The following is a 586-nucleotide window of genomic DNA, read 5'->3' on the forward strand; positions in this document are numbered from 1 at the left end:
ATTGGAAAGTGACGCCAGCCAAATTCACTTACTGCGTAAGTACGGCTACAAAGTTTTTTATGGCGATGCCACGCAAATCGATTTGTTGCGCGCCGCTGGCGCAGACAAAGCGGAAGCGTTAGTGATTTGTACAGACTCGCCGGATGAAGTGATGGCGATTGTCGATATCTGCCGTACGCATTTTCCGAATCTCAAATTGCTCGCTCGTGCTCGAAGCCGAGTGGAAGCCTATCAGTTGATGAGCCATGGTGTGCAAAACTATTCGCGTGAGACTTTTTTAGGCGCACTGGATCTTGGTCGTCAAACTCTGGTTGAGTTAGGCATGCACCCATATCAAGCAAAGCGGGCAGAAGCACATTTTCGTAAGCTCGATAATGCTATGCTTAAAGACTTGCTGCCTCAGCATAATGAAGATAAGAAGCTCGCCCAAAGAGCCAAAGAAGCTCGTAAAGAGCTAGAAGAAATTTTTGGTCGTGAGATGGAAAGCGATCACCAGTCGCCTAATCATTGGAAGTAGTACCCGCAGACCTAAGCGGGAAAAGGAACAAAAGTGAAAGCCAAGAAACGTTTTATTGCGGGGGCAACT

General features: G+C 47.4%; 1 protein-coding gene. It reads left to right on the forward strand.

The window, feature by feature from the left end; all coding sequences use genetic code 11:
• Positions 1-517: NAD-binding protein (locus R7Z47_RS25945; RefSeq protein WP_318130909.1), on the forward strand; the 517-nt coding region annotated here is incomplete at its 5' end.
• Positions 518-586: the final 69 nt, after the last annotated feature.

It is taken from the genome of Vibrio sp. 1641, from assembly GCF_033339995.1.
Lineage (GTDB): Bacteria > Pseudomonadota > Gammaproteobacteria > Enterobacterales > Vibrionaceae > Vibrio > Vibrio alginolyticus.